General features: G+C 45.9%; 14 protein-coding genes and 2 pseudogenes. 10 read left to right on the forward strand and 6 right to left on the reverse strand.

Going from position 1 to position 14,569, the window contains the following annotated elements; genetic code table 11:
• The first annotated feature begins 7 nt into the window (after nucleotides 1-7).
• A complete protein-coding gene (locus QUA97_RS02150) occupies nucleotides 8-466 on the forward strand; it encodes a peroxiredoxin (protein ID WP_194067731.1) in 459 nt (152 codons plus the stop codon).
• A gap of 100 nt (nucleotides 467-566) precedes the next feature.
• Here QUA97_RS02150 and QUA97_RS02155 read toward each other — a convergent pair.
• Nucleotides 567-684, reverse strand: a pseudogene (locus tag QUA97_RS02155) (IS1 family transposase); the annotation flags it as partial.
• A gap of 37 nt (nucleotides 685-721) precedes the next feature.
• Between QUA97_RS02155 and QUA97_RS28245 the strand changes: the two are divergent.
• Nucleotides 722-895, forward strand: a pseudogene (locus tag QUA97_RS28245) (IS1/IS1595 family N-terminal zinc-binding domain-containing protein); the annotation flags it as partial.
• 42 nt (nucleotides 896-937) lie between these two features.
• On the opposite strand, the gene QUA97_RS02160 reads toward QUA97_RS28245, so the two are convergent.
• A complete protein-coding gene (locus tag QUA97_RS02160) occupies nucleotides 938-2,410 on the reverse strand; it encodes a site-2 protease family protein (protein WP_194067730.1) in 1,473 nt (490 codons plus the stop codon).
• 16 nt (nucleotides 2,411-2,426) lie between these two features.
• Here QUA97_RS02160 and QUA97_RS02165 point away from each other — a divergent pair, with 16 nt between their 5' ends.
• The 5 genes from QUA97_RS02165 to QUA97_RS02185 all read left to right on the forward strand — a co-directional run bounded on the left by QUA97_RS02165 (nucleotide 2,427) and on the right by QUA97_RS02185 (nucleotide 8,985).
• Complete coding sequence (locus QUA97_RS02165; protein WP_333192652.1) at nucleotides 2,427-3,101, forward strand: MBL fold metallo-hydrolase; 675 nt, start codon at nucleotides 2,427-2,429, stop codon at nucleotides 3,099-3,101.
• 152 nt (nucleotides 3,102-3,253) lie between these two features.
• Nucleotides 3,254-3,814: a sugar O-acetyltransferase gene (locus QUA97_RS02170; protein WP_194067728.1), complete on the forward strand. Its 561-nt coding sequence runs from the start codon at nucleotides 3,254-3,256 to the stop codon at nucleotides 3,812-3,814.
• Nucleotides 3,815-3,923: 109 nt separating this feature from the next.
• Nucleotides 3,924-5,090 carry an RNA-guided endonuclease InsQ/TnpB family protein gene (locus tag QUA97_RS02175; RefSeq protein WP_194067727.1) on the forward strand — a complete coding sequence of 389 codons (1,167 nt, stop codon included), beginning with the start codon at nucleotides 3,924-3,926 and terminating at the stop codon, nucleotides 5,088-5,090.
• Between the two features lie 252 nt (nucleotides 5,091-5,342).
• The gene (locus tag QUA97_RS02180) at nucleotides 5,343-5,807 is read left to right on the forward strand and encodes a hypothetical protein (RefSeq protein ID WP_194067726.1); all 465 of its coding nucleotides are present in this window, start codon (nucleotides 5,343-5,345) and stop codon (nucleotides 5,805-5,807) included.
• 790 nt (nucleotides 5,808-6,597) lie between these two features.
• Nucleotides 6,598-8,985 (forward strand): cache domain-containing protein, encoded by a 2,388-nt coding sequence (locus QUA97_RS02185; RefSeq protein WP_333192657.1) that lies wholly within the window; start codon nucleotides 6,598-6,600, stop codon nucleotides 8,983-8,985.
• Nucleotides 8,986-9,134: 149 nt separating this feature from the next.
• Here the strand turns inward: QUA97_RS02185 and QUA97_RS02190 are convergent, their stop codons facing one another.
• Complete coding sequence (locus tag QUA97_RS02190; protein ID WP_194067724.1) at nucleotides 9,135-9,734, reverse strand: cytochrome b/b6 domain-containing protein; 600 nt, start codon at nucleotides 9,732-9,734, stop codon at nucleotides 9,135-9,137.
• Nucleotides 9,735-9,928: 194 nt separating this feature from the next.
• On the opposite strand from QUA97_RS02190, the gene QUA97_RS02195 reads away from it, so the two are divergent.
• Nucleotides 9,929-10,510 (forward strand): manganese efflux pump MntP, encoded by a 582-nt coding sequence (locus tag QUA97_RS02195; RefSeq protein ID WP_194067723.1) that lies wholly within the window; start codon nucleotides 9,929-9,931, stop codon nucleotides 10,508-10,510.
• 227 nt (nucleotides 10,511-10,737) lie between these two features.
• Complete coding sequence (locus QUA97_RS02200) at nucleotides 10,738-11,292, forward strand: glutathione S-transferase family protein (protein ID WP_194067743.1); 555 nt, start codon at nucleotides 10,738-10,740, stop codon at nucleotides 11,290-11,292.
• 174 nt (nucleotides 11,293-11,466) lie between these two features.
• On the opposite strand, the gene QUA97_RS02205 is transcribed toward QUA97_RS02200, so the two are convergent.
• The 3 genes from QUA97_RS02205 to QUA97_RS02215 form a co-directional block, all read right to left on the reverse strand.
• Nucleotides 11,467-11,604 carry a photosystem II reaction center protein K gene (locus QUA97_RS02205; protein WP_068815178.1) on the reverse strand — a complete coding sequence of 46 codons (138 nt, stop codon included), beginning with the start codon at nucleotides 11,602-11,604 and terminating at the stop codon, nucleotides 11,467-11,469.
• Between the two features lie 60 nt (nucleotides 11,605-11,664).
• Nucleotides 11,665-12,795: a tRNA guanosine(34) transglycosylase Tgt gene (tgt, locus tag QUA97_RS02210; RefSeq protein WP_194067722.1), complete on the reverse strand. Its 1,131-nt coding sequence runs from the start codon at nucleotides 12,793-12,795 to the stop codon at nucleotides 11,665-11,667.
• 223 nt (nucleotides 12,796-13,018) lie between these two features.
• Nucleotides 13,019-13,468 carry a hypothetical protein gene (locus tag QUA97_RS02215; protein WP_194067721.1) on the reverse strand — a complete coding sequence of 150 codons (450 nt, stop codon included), beginning with the start codon at nucleotides 13,466-13,468 and terminating at the stop codon, nucleotides 13,019-13,021.
• A 259-nt stretch (nucleotides 13,469-13,727) separates the two neighbouring features.
• On the opposite strand from QUA97_RS02215, the gene cobS reads away from it, so the two are divergent.
• Complete coding sequence (gene cobS / locus QUA97_RS02220; protein WP_333192667.1) at nucleotides 13,728-14,525, forward strand: adenosylcobinamide-GDP ribazoletransferase; 798 nt, start codon at nucleotides 13,728-13,730, stop codon at nucleotides 14,523-14,525.
• Nucleotides 14,526-14,569: the final 44 nt, after the last annotated feature.

Genomic DNA, 14,569 nt, shown 5'->3' on the forward strand with positions numbered 1-14,569 from the left:
AACCAATATGGCAGTCAAAGTAGGAGATACGGCACCGGATTTTACCTTAACGTCGCAAACTGGCGCATCAGTCAGCCTCAAGGATTTTCGTGGTCAAAAAAATGTCATCGTCTACTTTTACCCGAAAGACGATACACCGGGATGCACGGCGGAAGCTTGCGCTTTTCGAGATAGTTATGAAGTTTTCAAAGAGGCTGGTGCGGAAGTGATCGGAATTAGTGACGATTCGCAACAATCCCACGAGAAATTTGCCTCAAAATATCAGTTACCATTTACACTGTTGAGCGATACGGGCAATAAGGTTCGGCAATTGTACGGGGTTCCGGCTACTATGTGGATTATGCCCGGTAGAGTGACTTATGTGATTGACAAACAAGGTGTTGTCAAGCATATTTTTGACTCGATGTTGGATTTTAAGGCTCACGTTTCGGAAGCGCTGAAGACTTTGGAAGCGATCAAAATTTAGGATCTTCCTTACTTAGTATGCCAAACTAACAATTAAAATGCCGGTAGTGCTTTTATGTAAAGGATGGAGAAAATTGAGGCGGTTGAACTTTCAGTATTTCTCATCGGATTTGGTGATTGTAGTCATGAATGAAGTTCCAAATAGCACTATGAGTGATTCTCCAACTTTTTAGAAAACGATAACGTCTTCCTGACTAATCGCGAAATTCGTTGCAAGAGGTCTATTGTTCAATCGTTGGCGTTGCTGAGTTAGAGTATGAATAGGAGGAATAATTTATGCAACGCAAGCGAATGTAAATCAACCCATATCCGTAAAAATGGCAAGAAGAAAGGAAAACAGAATCACATTTGTGTCCAATGTGGTCGTCAATTCATCAATGAGTATGAGCCCCAGAGAGGTTATAGGGAGGCCATCAAACGTGATTGCCTAAATCCGTTAAATCTTGTACCGCGATCGCTGCCGAACTTCCTTCTAAACATTTAACCACTGAACGAGTATCTTGGGAGCCGGCAACAAAATAATTAACAAAAGCCCGATCGCCAGCAACCCCAAAAAATCCCGCCGGTTATCCAATTCGCTAACATCATTCAACGCCGGTTCATCGTTGAGAGGTGTCAGCAATAAAATAATTGCCCACAGCAGCAAACCCTGTTCCAAAAAACCCAGCAGCAGCATACAAACTCTAGCAACTTGTCCGATCGCCATACTTGCTCGCTGGCCGAACATCGCGTGTACAATGTGCCCGCCGTCGAATTGTCCCACCGGCATCAAATTAAACGCCGTCAGGATCAAACCCAAATAACCCGCCACCGCCACCGGATGCAAATTAATCGAAGTTTCCACATTCAAAGCACCGCCCAAAGTTAACTTGCTCAACAAAGTCATCAGCAACGAAAAATTTGGACTAAAAGAGTCAAAGTTTAACATTCCCGACTTTTCAGAAAGCGGTACAATGGTTGAATGCTGCAAACCCCAAATTAATAAGGGAACTGTCGCAACTAAACCCGTAAACGGGCCGGCAATACTAATATCAAATAAAGCTCGGCGGTGGGGAATTGGACTCCGCATTTGAATGAAAGCTCCCAAAGTTCCCAAGAAAAACGGAATCGGAATAAAATAAGGCAAAGTCGTGCGAATTTTATAGAATCTGGCAGCTAAATAGTGTCCTGATTCGTGAAATGCCAAAATTGTAATTAGTGCCAGCGAGTAAGGCAAACCCCGGAGCAACATTGACGGGTTAGACTGCAAAACTTTTTCAGTAACTCCGGCAATTTGTGAGCCGACAATTGTAGTCGTAAACACCGCGATCAGCAGCAAAGCTAAGGCGAAAAAGGGTCTGGTAACAGGTGCAGTTTTGACGGGAGTTTCTACTGATTGGCGGCTGGGGTTAGGAACTATGGCAAAAAAAGGTTGACCGCTCAAACTGTTTTGAAATATGACTAAAAAGCGATCGCCAAAATGCTGTTCCACATTGTCCCGAATTGTTTGATAAGCCGCATCCGGGTTGGTGCGTAACTGTCCGCGACAAATCACAGCCTGCGGGCGAAATTCTAAATCCCGCAAAAAGTAAATTGACCAAGGAAAACAATCGCGCAAACTCGCTTCTTCCGCTGAATCGATCGGGCGCAGGGGCGGTTTTGGCTTGGCAGGTTCGCTCCCCGAGTCTGCTAAAATCTCAGGAGTCGATCGGGTAATTTCCTTGCGCCCCAACTGCACCAAAAACCAGTACAAGACAGGGCAAACCAAAAAAGGTATAATTACCAACTCCGGCGGTGCTGTTTTTTTTGCGTTGTTAGCTAAAACCCAACCGCTCCAAATTAGCGCCGGCGTCATCATTACCAGCCACAGCAGCCATACCGGAGTTCTGGTGATGCGACTGATGCTGCTCTCCAACAAGTAGTAAGATATCAGGCCCAAAACCAACAACCATAGTAAAAAAAACATAATATTTATTACTTCCTTGAAACAACAGAGTTCCGTCTCCAAACAGCCCAGGCTGGTACTGCCAAATATCTTTGCTTTCGCGCCTAACCGGGATACCCTGGGTGCGACAGCCTATTTCATTGTAGAAAACGAATCGAACATCTTAGTGGATTGTCCCCCTTGGGATGAGATTAACCAAACCTTTTTGGAGGAATGCGGCGGTGTGCGGCTGCTGTTTCTCACCCACCGCGGCGCTATGGCCAAGGCGCGGGAGATTCAGGAAGCCACGGGGTGCGATATCCTGATTCAAGAGCAGGAAGCTTATTTACTGCCGGGATTGCGGGTGACGGTTTTTGAGCGAGAATTTACTTTGAGCGATCGAATGAAAGCATTTTGGACTCCCGGTCACTCTCCTGGTTCCTCTTGTCTTTATGATAGTGGCAGCGGTGGAGTCCTGTTTTCCGGCAGACACTTGCTCCCCAACCGCGAAGGCGCTCCAGTACCCATTCGGACGGCAAAAACTTTTCACTGGCCCAGACAAATTAACAGCGTGAAGTCAATTGTCGATGGATTTTCCCCTTCGACTTTACAGTATATTTGCCCCGCTGCGAATACTGGTTTTTTGCGGAAAAAAGGATCTATCGATCGAGCTTTTGAGCAATTAGTCAATCTGGATTTAGCTGTTTGTTTGCAGTCAAAACCTGAACCCTAAATGTATGCTGCAACATCAAAAAATGATCTGACGCGCTAATTATAGCGGTAAGGTGCGTCTAGCGCACCCTACATTATCCTTCAGTCTCGTAAAAAGGAAGTTCGTTGGTCAAGTAGTGGTTTCAACCGCCAATTCTTACCGTGGAAAAAACTGTGGAAAAAACCGAAAAACAAAAAATGCTCGCCGGCGAATTGTATTTAGCTGCCGACGAACAATTGATTTTAGAGCGCCAGCGAGCTCGCCGCCTCGCCAGAACTTACAATTCTACCCGCGAAGACGAACCCGACAAACGGTTAGAAATTCTCGCCGAATGGTTCGGTGCCATCGGCCCCAAAGTCGAAATCGAGCCGCCTTTTTACTGCGACTATGGCAGCAATATTTATGCTGGAAACGGATTGTACATGAATTTTGGCTGCGTAATTCTTGACTGCAATCGAGTTAACATTGGTGAAAATTTGCTATGCGGCCCCAATGTGCAAATTTACACCGCTTTTCACCCCACAGACCCAGAAATTAGACTTTCTGGCCGCGAACTCGCCGCAGAAATTAATATTGGTAATAATGTTTGGATTGGTGGCGGCAGTATTATTTGTCCCGGAGTGACTGTGGGCGATAATAGCACGATCGGCGCAGGTAGCGTTGTGGTCAAAGATATTCCCGCAAATGTCGTGGCGGCCGGGAATCCTTGCCGCATCATAAAAATAATACGGTAAGTGGGAAACGAGCGTGTCTTCAGACCTGAGAGGGAAACGAGCGAGGCAATTTATTGCCCTTAATCTTTTTAGCTGACTATATTCACGGAATAAATGCTATAATGTGAGTATGACACAAAAAGCATTCAAGTACCGATTCTATCCAACTTCTGAGCAAGAAACACTGCTGAGAAGAACGATGGGTTGCGCTCGATTAGTTTACAACCGCGCTTTAGCTGCAAGGACAGAAGCATGGTATGAACGACAAGAGCGAGTCGGATACGCTGAAACTTCAACAATGCTAACCAATTGGAAAAAGCAGGAAGACTTGCAGTTTCTCAATGAAGTTAGCTGTGTCCCATTACAACAAGGCTTGAGGCATTTACAAACCGCTTTTACTAATTTCTTTACAGGAAGAGCGAAATACCCTAACTTCAAGAAAAAGCATCACGGAGGTAATGCTGAATTTACCAAGTCAGCTTTCAAGTGGAAAGATGGCAAGGTATTTTTAGCAAAATGTACTCAACCCTTAAATATCCGTTGGAGTCGTCAACTCCCTGAAGATTCAGAACCATCAACAATTACGGTGAAGCTCTCGCCCTCTGGACGTTGGACTGTTTCTTTGTTGGTAGATGTTGAAATAGCTGCATTGCCTGAATCTCCTGCTCAAATTGGTTTGGATCTGGGTATTACGGCGCTGATGGCTTTGAGTAATGGCGAGAAGATTGCTAATCCTAAAACCTTTAAAGCAAAACGGCGTAAATTGCGTCAAGCTCAAAAAGCGCTTAGTAGGAAGAAAAAGGGATCTAACAATCGCCACAAAGCAAGGCTGAAAGTCGCGAAAGTTCATGCCGAAATTAGCGATGCTCGTAAGGATTTTCTTCACAAATTGACAACTCGACTGGTTCGTGAAAACCAAGTGATTGCAGTCGAGGATTTGTCGGTGAAGAATCTGGTCAAAAACCAAAAACTTGCTCTCTCAATTAGTGATGCTAGTTGGGGTGAAATCGTCAGGCAACTTGAGTATAAGTGCAACTGGTATGGACGAACACTCGTCAAAATTGACCGATGGTTCCCTAGCTCGAAGCGGTGTGGACACTGTGGTTATATCGTAGATAAGTTGCCTTTAAATGTCAGAGAGTGGGATTGTACTAAGTGCGGTACACATCACGACAGAGATGTGAATGCTGCGAAAAATATTCTTGCCGCAGGGCTTGCGGTGAATGTCTGTGGAGCGACTGTAAGACCCGAACAGAGTAAATCTGTTAAGGCTGGTGCTATGAAGCAGAAACTCTAAGAAGTGATTCTTGGAATCTCAGTCGCTTCAGCGCTGAGAGTAGTCAACCGGCATTTGCCTTGATGTGGTACGATCGACTCGCTGGCGCGATCGGCTCTTTGGAGCTTACCCCAACAATTTTAGATATTTAGATACAGCCAGTTTGAGATTTTTCAAGTCAAAGCCCCCAGAAAAATCCGTGCAAAAAATCTAAAATCTAAAATCGCTTGATTTTTCGCGAACGGTTTTCAACTCCTACTCAAAAGATTTTTTATGACGACTGCAACAGTTTATCCCACCGCCCCCGATCTCTGCACCGACGATTACATCGCAGTGGGCTTGGCCACCTGCTTCATCAAAGAAGAAGGCGAAGTTCATCAAGTAAAAATCATCGAAGCTATCCCCTCAGCAGCTTTGGAAGCAATTGTCAAGGGCATTCCCACATCTTATGAAATGGCTTGGGGCACGACTTTAGGAGCGGTGCTGGAGGGCGACTCACCCAAAAGGCTGCCGGAATTTCCCTCGGAAGCTCAGTTTAGCGACGAATTCGGCTTTCGGGCGATCGCCGCAGCCCGCACTTACAAAATCCGCCCCCAAGCTCAAGTTCACATTCCGTCAGGAACAGTTCGCAATGACTTTACTTATTCCTTAGAACGTAAAAGAGTCCTCAATTCCGAGCGCATCGTTCGCACTGAAGACAATGTGAAACAGCACGATCACACTCACAAGGTTCTTTAAATTAAGTCGCCAAACTGCGGCAATTTAGCACCGAAAATAGTTTTGAGTTTTGAAATGTGAATTGAATATTTAATATCAAATCCTCTCTTCATCGGAATAGTAAATTCACTGTTGACTGTTGACTGTTAACCGTTAACATCATCCCGGTGCAATCGGAATTGATATAACACATTTTTAGTTCATTCATTAATAACTCAAAACTTTTAATGTTTTATTAAAAAAAACGCCAAACACATTAACTTAGGGTGCGTCCTTGCCCGTACCTTACTAAATTTCAACCTAGAGCATGGAATACGCATTTTATATGACTCTTAACAAGACTTAACAAAACAATTAAAGAAGAAAAATTTCATAACTCAAACAGCTTCTACAGTCCTCTTTGGTATAAGTTGGGAGGTCAAAAGAGGCTCATCTTCGTCTATAGGCCAGGCTTTCGCTCGAACTGGTAACAAGCAAAAGCCCGATCGCTAAAAAGCTTACTGTGTAATACTTCTTCCTGATGACCGATGACCGATGACCAATGACCAATGACTAATGACTGATGACTGATGACTAATGACTGATGACTGATGACTTAAGTAGTCGCTGAAATGTTTTAATTTATCAAAAATATGGTAAAATCTGATTCCAGTTTAACAGAGTGAGCCGGCCAACGGGAAAAAATCAAAAAATCCCCGCACTTATTCAATGCTAGTAGTTTTCAGACTGCTCGCAGGCGAGCAAGTGCATCGCAGGTGAGCTGAGGATTTTAATCTCACAAATTGGTCAAACCATGCGAAGCTTTGCGAAAGTGAAGTGGTGGAAATTAACAAGATTGTTGCCAGCGGGATTTAAGGGCAAATACAATTTTCCCTACAAAATTGCGCTGTTAATTTTGGGCGCAACAATTCTAGCAGCTAGCATCATTAGTTGCATCAGCTATTACAGCGTGCGCCGCTTGATTGTGGACAATTTAGAGCGAAATGCTTTGTTAGAGGTTAAGCAGGGCGGGAACAAGATCGATCGCTGGATCGGCACGAAAAAGGCCCAGATAGAACTCCTCGCAAACACTCCTTCGGTGCGATCGATGAATTGGTCAGTGGCTGGGCCTTATTTAAAATCGGAAGTCAATCGACTACAAGACTTCGAGCATTTGGCATTAATCGATCCCGACGGTTTTTATTTCACTACAAAAGTCGGCAGAGCTTTGATTAATGTCAGCGATCGCCAACACTTCAAAAAAGCAATGGCTGGCGAAGTCTATGTTTCAGATCCTACAATTTCTCGCACGCTAAAACAACAGAGTATTGTTCCCATTTCGGCTCCGGTGCGCTCAAATTCGGCAAATTTTCTGGACAAAACAGCCGACAAGCCGATCGGAGTAATGAACGGCATAATCAGCACCGACAGAATAGCCGAAGTAGTAAAAAAACTGGAATATGAAACAGGAACTTATGCTTTTGTTCTCAATTCTCAAGGAGTCCCCATTGTCCATCCCGACGCTCGGTTAATCGGAAATATCGACAAGCCGACTCCGAGTCTGTTGGAGTCCGCAGATACTAATTTGGCAAATGTAGCCAGGGAGATGGTTTATCAAAAAACAGGCATTTTGTTGACCAAAATCAACGATGCCAGAGTTTATGTTGCTTATCTTCCCTTAGAGCAAGCTGAATGGTCGATCGCCCTAGTAATTCCTTCCCACCACATCGAAAAAGAACTAATCGCCTTAAACATATTAGCAGCAGCCGCCACCATACTCTTAGCAGCAGCTATTGTCGCAGTAATTGCAGCAAATAAGCTGTTTGCCGAAAATTTCATCCGCACTCGCTCAGAGGCCCTGATTCACCGCTTGAGCGGCCGCATTCGCGCTGGCTTGCCGCTCGATCGCATCCTGCAAACAACAGTAGAAGAACTCGGTACATTGTTAAAGCTCGATCGAGCAATATTCGGCTGGTACGACCCCCGACAAGATACAGTAGAATTTTGCTGGGAATATTGCCGACAAGGTTTATCGGGGCGCTTGGGAATCTTCGGCGCTACCGGAGGGCCATCGGGAGATTTAGCTGCACGGCTGCACCGGTGCGAAACAGTAATTCTCAATAAAACCTCCGCCTCTGATGTCGCAGGATTTCCAAAACCCGCCCATCTCGAACTCACAAACAGCCGCTACGCAACAGTACCCGTACTTACTCAGACTAATCGGCTGGGATATCTGTTCACCATTGCTAATCGGCAGTTTGCGAATCCCAACGAATTAGAAGTTTTGGAAGCCATAGCAGATTCACTGGCGATCGCAATTTCTCAATCTCAACTCCAGGGACAAATTCAAGAAGAACTCAAACTTTTAGAAGAAGTATTAGCCCAACTGAGAAAAACCGAAGAGCATTTAGTAAAAAGCGAAAAAATGGCAATTTTGGGTCAACTCGCTGCCGGAATTTCCCAGGATATTAATAACCCAATTAACTTTATTTATGGTCGCCTGATTCACGTCAACGATTATATCAAATATTTGCTCGAAATAATTCACCTTTATCGCGAACAGTACCCCCAACCAGTGCCGCGAATTGCCAGAGAAATAGAAACCTTCGACCTAGATTTTATCAGCCAAGACTTGCCGGAAACTATCAACGCTCTGAAAATAGGAACCGATCGCATTCGGCAGCTCGTAGTGGCTTTTCGGAAAATTTCACTTCCTGACAAAGCTAACAAAGAACGCACCAACGTTCACGAAGGTATCGACAATATACTGCTATTGCTCGATCACCGATTGTCTCCCAAAGTATTAGTAGTCAAGGAATATAACAACCAGCCACCAATTTTGTGTTATCCCGGTCAACTCAGCCAAGTATTTACGAATATCCTCAACAATGCGATTGATGCTGTTAACAGTCTTGACAACTCCGAGCCAATCATTACAATTAAAACAGATATAGTAGAGCATTTTTCTGGCAGGTTTATTGCAGTATCGATCGCCCACAACGGCTGCCGGATTTCGCCAGAGATTCAACAGAGAATATTTGAACCATTTGGCAATACTAAATCCTGGAAAAATTTTACAGTGTTGGGACTATCGGCTTGCTATAAAATTATTGTAGAATTGCACGGCGGTATTTTTACCGTTCAATCTCCAGTACCGTCTGAAATTGAATCTCAAACTGGGGGCGGTGCTGAGTTTATCGTAGAATTGCCAATCGTTTGATATAAAGCCCGTAAAACAGAAAATCGTTGCTGCGAAGCCGATCGCGATCGGATTAGGGGAACAATAAAGGCGCGATAACAGCAAACAACCAGCCTCCCATTACCACGATTTCCACAACAATTAATAGGATATTTTTGTTCATTTTTACATTAAGAGCGATCGACAAAAGAGCGAATTTTGCGCCACCAAGCAGCCGGCGAATCCTCCCGGCGGTACGCAACATCAAACATCGACAAAATTAGCGGTAAACCCCCCACTTTCGCACTCATCAACAAGTGCATCAGCAGACAAAACACTAATACCGCCCAACCAGAAGCGTGCAAATAATACCAAATCTGCGTCAAATCCCCCGCCGGAAGCCATTCTTCCTTAACCATACTTCCAGAGGCGATCGCCCAAGTCAGCGCTAACAACATCAAAGTATTTACAATCCGGTGCAAACTGTACCACCAAATCGGTTTTCCCAACTGAGTTAGTTTGCCAAAAGAATCCGGCTGCACCAAGCGTTGTTGACCTGCGTGGAAACTGTACAATGCAAAAGCCGGCATGACTCCTAACAGCAACAGCTTGCCGAAAGTGCCGTGAATCCCGATGAGATCGGCAATCGGAGGCGCGGGGATTTTGCCCAACCGCCCGTCATAGGCGTTGTACACCAAAAATGCGGTCAAAATTGCTAAAAGGGCGATCGCACCGTTAAGCCCGTGCAGTAATCTGAGCAACAATGGCTGGTAAGGTTTAGATTGCGACATTCTCAACTCTGCTACTGAAAAACTCTTCACCATACTTTACAACCAATCCGGGCATTTTTCAACCTGCAAATTATGAAATAAATGTGATTTAAAAATGAATGTATTGTGATAAAAGCGTTATTTTATCGAGGTTTAGTGTAGACTAAAATTGTCTAAAAAACTCCTTTAATCGTAAAATTTCATAGTTAACAAAAATGGATGCAGCCACTACCGTCTTTCTTTCCTTGGGACTAGCAGCAGATGCTTTTGCTGTAGCGATTTCTAGCGGTTTAGCAATCAAACACATGAAGCTCAACAAAGCTTTAAAAATTGCCTTATTTTTCGGCTGCTTTCAAGCGTTGATGCCCGTAATCGGATGGTTGGCAGGTCTGAGTTTTAGTTCTTGGATAACACCGATCGACCATTGGATCGTTTTTGGGCTTTTGAGTTTCATTGGCGGTAAAATGATTTACGAATCGCTGCAGGGCGAAGAAAGCGAAAAAAAGTTCAATCCCTTACATACGGGGACTTTGATAACCCTGTCGGTGGCGACGAGTCTCGATGCCCTCGCAGTGGGAGTCGGATTTGCTGTCTTGAAAGATTCTATTGCTCAGGCGGTGACTGCGATCGGACTTATTACTTTCTTTTTAGCTTTTGCCGGCGTGTTTATCGGGCACAAATGCGGCAACTTGTTTGCTAATAAAATCGAAATATTGGGTGGATCAATTTTGATTTTTATTGGCAGTAGAATCTTGTTTGTGCATTTAACAGAAGCGACAATAATTACAGGACAGTAGTCAGTAGTCAGTAGTCAGTAGTCATTAGTTATTGGTAATTAGTTATTGGTTATTGGTTATTGGTTATTTGTTATTTGTTAGTTCCTATTCCCTGCGCGGGCCAATGCCCTGCGCGGGCCAATGCCCAATTCCCAATGCCCAATTCCCAATGCCCAATTCCCAATTCTCAATTCCCAATTCCCCAAAGATGCTATAACAGAAATATTACGTTAAAGGATAAAAATTCCGTGCTGAAACTTTACGGCGGAGCCCGCAGCAGGGCCTCTATTGTCCAGTGGTATCTTGAAGAAATAGCGGTTCCCTACGAATTCGTCACCCTAGATATGCAAGCAGGGGAACACTTGCAGCCAGAGTTTCTGGAAATTAACCCGATCGGCAAAGTACCGGCAATTGTGGATGGAGATTTTAAACTTTGGGAATCCGGCGCAATTTTGCTGTATTTAGCTCAAAAATACGGTAAAATGCCCGATAGTTTGGAGCAGCAAGCCGAAATCGTGCAGTGGGTCATGTTTGCTAACGCTACCCTCGGCCCGGGAATATTTGTCGAAGCAAGTCGCGATCGCGAAACCCCGAAAATGTTAGAACCGTTAAATCGCATTTTCGAGAAACAGCCGTTTTTAATGGGCGATGAATTCGGCGTCGCCGACGCAGCAGTCGGCTCAATTTTATGCTACATCCCGATGATGCTGAAACTAGACCTCAGCGCTTATCCGGCTGTTTTAGATTACATGAAGCGGATCTCGGAAAGACCGGCATTCCAAAAGGCGATCGGCGGTAACTGAAGAAAGGCGCTACACCGATTAATGATTCAACTCTCTCTCCTCCGACTCTGCGGACTCTGCGGACTCTGCAGTTAAATCTATCCGAAACAACCGCAAACCCGATCGAAACAAAAACTCAACAGCTAAAAGCAGGGGCTAATTTGTGAATAGCCCCTGCTTTTACTAAAATCCGACTTATCTGAACCCGACAGCCGCTTGCCAGACAAAAGCCAGCAGCAAGAAAAACACGGGAATCACTGGCAAAACATTAACCAGCGGGTCAAATATCGCATAAGCTTCGGGCAGTTTTGCTAAAAGTAATGCAGCTTCCATGAATCAACCTACCTATCCAACACAATTCTAATAATTGTCGCATATCTTCACCCAAGGAGCTCACGATCGATCGACAGTCGGTGTCAGCCAGTGGCCAAACTCTTCGGTAAATCGATCGGCCAAAATCGCCTCCCGCATCCTCCCAGTAAAGCGAATCAACTCCGTCACGTTGTGCAGCGCCAGCAAAGTATAGCTGAGTGCTTCCTTAGCCCGCGCCAAATGGGCCAAATAAGCCCGACTGAATTTTTGGCAGGTATAGCAAGGACAAGACTCATCCAGGGGAGCAAAATCCTCCCGAAACCGAGCATTTTTCAAATTCCAGCGTTCCCCTCGCACAAAAGCCGTCCCGTGGCGGCCCAGCCGAGTCGGAATCACGCAGTCAAACATATCTACGCCACTCGCTACAGCCAGCGCCATTTCCCGATAGGTGCCAATCCCCATCAGATAACGAGGTTTATTTGCCGGCAACAGAGGCGCAGTAACTCTCACAATCTCTGCGATCAAATCCCCCGATTCCCCGACGCTAACCCCGCCGATCGCATAACCGGGCAAATCTAAGTCTACCAACTGGTTCGCCGCGCGCGATCGCAAATCGGGGAAAACACCCCCCTGCACGATGCCGAACAAAGCTTGTTCCGGGCGCGAGTGAGCCTGCATACAGCGTTGCAGCCAGCGGTAAGTGCGATCTGTCGCTGCCTCCACCTCGTCCCGTGTAGCGGGGTAAGGCGGACACTCATCAAAGGCCATAATCACGTCAGCGCCCAACTCGTTCTGAATCTCGATCGATTTTTCCGGCGTTAAATTAATGATGCGGCCGTCGCGGGGAGCTCGAAAAGTCACCCCATTCTCCGAAATAGTCCGCATTTGGCTCAAGCTAAACACCTGAAAGCCGCCCGAATCCGTCAGAATCGGGCCCGGCCAAGCCATAAATTTGTGCAATCCGCCAGCGCCTGCGACAATTCGTTCCCCCGGCTGCAAGTGCAAATGATAAGTATTCGCCAAAACCATTTGAGAACCTGCGTCTTCAAGATGTGCCGGGGTCAAGGTTTTGACATTAGCCAGCGTCCCCACGGGCATAAATTTAGGCGTTTCCACAATACCGTGGGGAGTGGTAAAAACCCCTGCACGTGCTTGAGTATGGCTGCAGTTAGCCTTACATTTAAAAGAAAATCTCCCGTTGTCTTCAGTCATTAGTCTCCGTCGATCGTTAACCGCTACTGGGCAGTCGTTGTTATCTAACCTATTCTTATGGAGATTGAGACAAAAAACCCATGACTGAGCCCAAAAACGGAGACAAGCCCGGACTTCTTTCATAGATGACCAAAAATTTTAGACCAAAATTTAATCTCCCAGATTCATCTTTCGAGTAAATCTAAAATCTAAAATCTAAAATCTAAAATCGACTGACTGGTGATTAAAACTGAGAATCATCCTCATCCAATTGCAGATCCCAGTGGCCTGAGAGTACCTGATCGACAACCGCATCCAAAGCCGCAGCATTTAAATTCCGGGAGACTTGCTCTTGCAAAGGATTGGAGAGGGGAATTAACCGCAACTGCCGGCCGTCTTGAATCAGGTCAAAATAAGCACCCTCGACCGGGGACTGTTTCAGTTCCAGGTAATCAAAACTATACACGTTCAAATAAAGCCCGTGGTTGGCAATCAGGGTAGAACGGTGGGGGTTGGCGAAGACTTCGAGCACGTACCCTTCACCTTCGCTGTAAATCTTGCCATCTTGGATGTGAAGGTAGCGCACACGTCCTAAATCAAACAGCAATCTTTTGATATCGCGCTTGTTGACGACAATGCCTGTATCAATGATGCAAGGAGCAACTACCCTGTTATTCGATTGGTCGTGACTCATGGAACAAAAGCCTCTGTTGTAGTATTTTCCCGTTTTGAAAATCGGGGAGTTAGCTAGAATTCTGGATACGGGAAACCAGAATCTTGAGTTTAGTCATTTTAGATAGGGAGCTTCGGGAGCGCTGCCGGCAGAGGTTTTCCGGGGAAAATTGCTCGGACAGGAGGAATGCCCGATCCAAAGGACTAGCGTGTTACAGTTCCAATTCTGGCACAAGCTAATGAATTGACAACTGTATACAAAATGAAAAAATTTCTATCTTATGGTGGATGATCAATTGGTTCGCTCTACGATCGACTTTTTCCGGAATCAAGGCGCTGCTATGGCAGCTGCAGTCGCGTTTTATACTTGTTTGCCGGTGCCTGTGTCTTGGACTTTGGAGTTCCGGGGCATTGCTCGTTTGGCTCCGGCGATCGGGCTTTTGATCGGCGGGATGCTGGGACTGGCGGATATTGGGTTGCAGTTGTTCGGTATGCCTGCCCTGACTCGATCGGCCTTGGTGGTAGTTTTGGGCATCGCCATCACTGGGGGGCTGCACCTAGATGGGGCTATGGACGCGGCGGACGGGCTTGCCGTACCCGACCCTGTGCGCCGACTGGAAGTGATGCGGGACAGCGTTACAGGGGCTTTTGGGGCGATGGCTGCGATCGCGATCGTCCTGCTGAAAACTGTCGCTCTTTCGGATTTGAATCACTATCGGTGGCTGGCTTTGATGGGTGTGGCGGGTTGGGGGAGGTGGGGCCAACTGGTGGCGATCGCCCGCTATCCCTATCTCCGCCCGGAGGGTAAGGGAGCTTTTCATAAAGAATCGATTTATTCACCTTTTGATTTTATCCCAGGAGTTCTGTTGTTGGTGAGTTTGAGCGTGCTGCAAGTTGTCTTGGAGGGCGATCGGTGGCTGTTGGCGGTGGGGATGGCTTTGGGCGGAAGTGCGATCGGAATTTTTGTCGGAGCCTGGTTTAACCACCGTTTGGGCGGCCATACGGGCGATACTTACGGTGCTGTAGTGGAGTGGACGGAGGTTTTGTTGCTGTGTCTTTTGGTGGCTTTGGAAGGGTGAACAGTTGACTGTTATCTGTTATTTGTTATCTGTTATCTGTTATT

Source organism: Microcoleus sp. CZ3-B2, from assembly GCF_036705055.1.
GTDB lineage: Bacteria > Cyanobacteriota > Cyanobacteriia > Cyanobacteriales > Microcoleaceae > Microcoleus.

Bases quoted from the DNA above. Each gene is read 5' to 3' on its own strand.
- QUA97_RS02150 (WP_194067731.1), top strand. From the start codon at position 8: ATGGCAGTCAAAGTAGGAGATACGGCACCGGATTTTACCTTAACGTCG.
- QUA97_RS02160 (WP_194067730.1), bottom strand. From the start codon at position 2,410: ATGTTTTTTTTACTATGGTTGTTGGTTTTGGGCCTGATATCTTACTAC.
- QUA97_RS02175 (WP_194067727.1), top strand. From the start codon at position 3,924: ATGACACAAAAAGCATTCAAGTACCGATTCTATCCAACTTCTGAGCAA.
- QUA97_RS02180 (WP_194067726.1), top strand. From the start codon at position 5,343: ATGACGACTGCAACAGTTTATCCCACCGCCCCCGATCTCTGCACCGAC.
- QUA97_RS02190 (WP_194067724.1), bottom strand. From the start codon at position 9,734: ATGTCGCAATCTAAACCTTACCAGCCATTGTTGCTCAGATTACTGCAC.
- QUA97_RS02195 (WP_194067723.1), top strand. From the start codon at position 9,929: ATGGATGCAGCCACTACCGTCTTTCTTTCCTTGGGACTAGCAGCAGAT.
- QUA97_RS02205 (WP_068815178.1), bottom strand. From the start codon at position 11,604: ATGGAAGCTGCATTACTTTTAGCAAAACTGCCCGAAGCTTATGCGATA.
- tgt (WP_194067722.1), bottom strand. From the start codon at position 12,795: ATGACTGAAGACAACGGGAGATTTTCTTTTAAATGTAAGGCTAACTGC.
- QUA97_RS02215 (WP_194067721.1), bottom strand. From the start codon at position 13,468: ATGAGTCACGACCAATCGAATAACAGGGTAGTTGCTCCTTGCATCATT.
- cobS (WP_333192667.1), top strand. From the start codon at position 13,728: ATGGTGGATGATCAATTGGTTCGCTCTACGATCGACTTTTTCCGGAAT.